Raw genomic sequence first — 3,070 nt, 5'->3', positions numbered from 1 at the left:
TCTTCCGCTGGCCCCGCGGAGGCATGTCCGACCGGTCGCCTTCCGGTTTGGCAGGTCTGGGGTGAATATCTCTATCTTCGTCCCTCCGACGTGGATGTGCCCTGGGCTGTGGCCATTAACGGGGCCATCCAGCAGGGCGATGTTCCCATTCAGGTCGGCCGAATTGCCAATGCCGATATCGATTTCGACTCCGGTTTTCGTGTCGGTGTCGGTCGGGTGGTGGACGAATGTTCGAGTGCCAGCGTCAGTTACACGTTCTTTGAAAGCCACTCCAACGACTCACTGAGCACGGACGCCCCGCTTGTCCTGCGATCTCTTGTGGCGCATCCGGGCACACTGACGGCGGCTGCCGACTATCTCCGCGGTATCGCCAGCAACGACGTGGACTTCCAGTTGATCGATGCCGATTACCGCCACATCTTCCGCAGCAATTGCTATGGTTCGTGGAACTGGCTGGTGGGTGGTCGATACGCCCAACTGGAACAGGATTTCTCTTCCACGTTCTTTAACAACGGTGTGGAAAATATCCTCACCGACATCCGGTTCTACGGCGGTGGCATTCGGCTCGGGTTGGAGGGCGAACGCCACTTCCAGAACACAAACCTGATCGTGTATGGTCGCAGCGCCGCCAGTTTTGTGGCGGGAGACTTCCGTGCCCGGTATTTCCAGGGCCAGTCCTTCACCAGTGTGGAAGTGGATACGCGCTGGCGTGCTTCCCGGGTGGTGCCGATCCTTGATCTCGAGTTGGGCAGCGGCTGGGTCAGCGACAACGGCTGCGTGATGTTCACCGTCGGCTATATGGTGAGCGCCTGGTTCAATGCGGTGGATGCCGACACCTTCATTCGGGGTGTTCAAAGCAACAACTTCAGTGGCATGGACGACACGGTGGTGTTCGATGGTTTGGTGGGACGAGCGGAGATCCGCTTCTGATCGTTTGCTGACTCCAGCGTCCCCCCGCAGAAACACCTGACATCCTTCCCGCTCGCACTCGCTGTTCGGCATGCAGCGAGTGTTTTTTGTTGGATATTTGGCCTAGGCAGGATTGGGTCGGGGATCCATCCGGGCTGGTATCAGCGCAGGAACTGAATGGCCGCAAGCACCGCAGCGAGAAGCAGGCCACCGACGATCACAAGCCAGATCCACGCTGGCATGGGCGGGGCCCGGCGCGCCCGGTCGCGGCGGACGATCGCCAAAAGAGGATCTTCTTTGACGTCTAATGGCAGCGGGATGGCGGCTGCCGTTTCTGGCTCCCCGGGAAGGTCGCTCTCACGACCGGTGCTTGCCGTGTCGGCGGGCTCGTGGGTCAGTTCCTCCGGAATGGGAAGTGTTTCCACAATGGGCTTGGCCACCGGCAGGGTTGGTGTGGTGGGTGAATCTTCCAGCGGTTTCGCCTTGGGAAGCGGTGCACTGGGGGGCGTATCCTGGAGGGCCTGGGCCACCGGCAAAGGCGTGGACTGAACGCCGGTAGCATCGCTGATCGGTTTGGCAGAAGACCGCTTCGTCACCGCCGCCTGGACTGTTCCGGGTGCCGCCGTTGGGACTGCTGTCGCGGTGCGGCGCAGCGTGCTCTCGTCCGGGATCTGGTAGCCGTGATTGATCAGCCACAACCGCAACACTTCGGCCACCTGGGCCGCCGATTGATACCGAGCCGAAGGCTTCTTGGCCATCATCTTCATACAGATGGCCACGAGATCGTCGGGCACATCCGGGCGTTCTTTGCGGATGTCGGGCGGCATTTCCCGCTGATGCTTCATGACGCGCTGGGCGAGTGTTCCCTCGGGAAACGGAGGGTGTCCCGTCAGAAGGAAATAAAGCGTGCACCCCAGACTGTAAATATCGGCCCGGAGATCCACCCGATGACTGTCGATGGCCTGTTCTGGTGCGAGATAATCGGCTGTCCCCAGCACGTTCTCGTCGTAAGCGAGGGTGAGTGACCCGCGGTCGTCGTCCGAAAAACGCGCCAAACCCAGGTCTAGTAACTTGACCACCCCCTTTTTGTCCACAAGAAGATTGGCAGGTTTGATGTCGCGATGGATGAGGCCCGCCTGATGGGCGTGGTGAAGGCCTTCCGCTGCCTGGCGGATATATTCGGCCGCCATGTGAGGGGGCAGGGGGCCCTTTTCTCTGACCATCCGCTGGAGGTCCTGGCCCTCCACGTACTCCATCACCAGGTAGTGATTCGTACCGTCGCTGTCCACGTCGTAGGCGCGGACGATGTTGGGATGGTCGAGAGCGGCCGCCGCCTTTGCCTCACGGTGAAATCGCGCGAGATAGGAAGCGTCGTTGACCCGGTGTTTGGGCAGAACCTTGATCGCCACCCGGCGCTGCATGAGCACGTGTTCAGCAAGATACACGCTGCTCATCCCCCCGCTGCCCAGGTGATCAAGCAATTTGTACTTGCCCAGGAAAAAACCTTTGTAGCGACCTTCCAGGAGTTTTCCGGCCTGCCACCGGGTAAGAAGGCCAGCCTCGACCAGCTTGCCCGCCAGTTCCTCGGCGGTCAGCGAAGAGCTTCCCTCAGGTGGCAGCCACTGCTTGACCACCTTCTGTAACTGGTCGGCCTCGACCAGTTGACTGCGTTTCACCAGATCGAGGAATTGCTCGACCGTCATCGAAGGTCTCGCTACTCGAGGTTTTCATTCCGCTCGCATAAATGCCCAACCTTTCTGTCGTTTCACAATGGCACCGGCGCCCGCATCACTCAACGATTTTCCCCGGCATCGACGCTTCCTTCCGACCGTCCACTCATCTGGCTCGCCTGAAGTATTGGGCAACACTGGACACACTTCTCCATCGCTATTTAACTTACCACTTTCCAAGAATTATTTCCACTTTCTGAAGTTCCCTCCCTGTCAAAGTCGCCGTTCCGTGAGAATTTCCGCCTGCGGGGTAAAAGACACCGGTCGATCCGCTGGCCACCGCACGGCCGAACCAGCCGGATTCCGGTAGGGACACTTCACGGATCACTGTGACAGGCCACGAGACGTGGCTATTCGGGCCGGTGGGGGCGATTCATGAATCGCCCCTGCGATGCAGTGCTGGAAAAGGGTTGTGACTACCACGGCCCTCC

General features: G+C 59.8%; 2 protein-coding genes. One reads left to right on the top strand and one right to left on the bottom strand.

What is annotated here, in order from left to right; translation table 11 throughout:
- Positions 1–930 (top strand): Lpg1974 family pore-forming outer membrane protein (locus tag H5U08_RS14165; RefSeq protein WP_297034386.1); only part of this gene is annotated, 930 nt, incomplete at its 5' end.
- A 140-nt stretch (positions 931–1,070) separates the two neighbouring features.
- Here H5U08_RS14165 and H5U08_RS14160 read toward each other — a convergent pair.
- Positions 1,071–2,612, bottom strand: coding sequence for a serine/threonine-protein kinase (locus H5U08_RS14160; RefSeq protein WP_297034384.1), 1,542 nt, complete (start codon positions 2,610–2,612; stop codon positions 1,071–1,073).
- Between the last annotated feature and the right edge of the window lie 458 nt (positions 2,613–3,070).

The organism is Thermogutta sp., from assembly GCF_014359955.1.
Taxonomy (GTDB): Bacteria; Planctomycetota; Planctomycetia; order Pirellulales; family Thermoguttaceae; genus Thermogutta.
The sequence above is the reverse complement of the archived record's forward strand: the minus strand, read 5'-3'. Positions and strand labels throughout refer to the sequence as shown.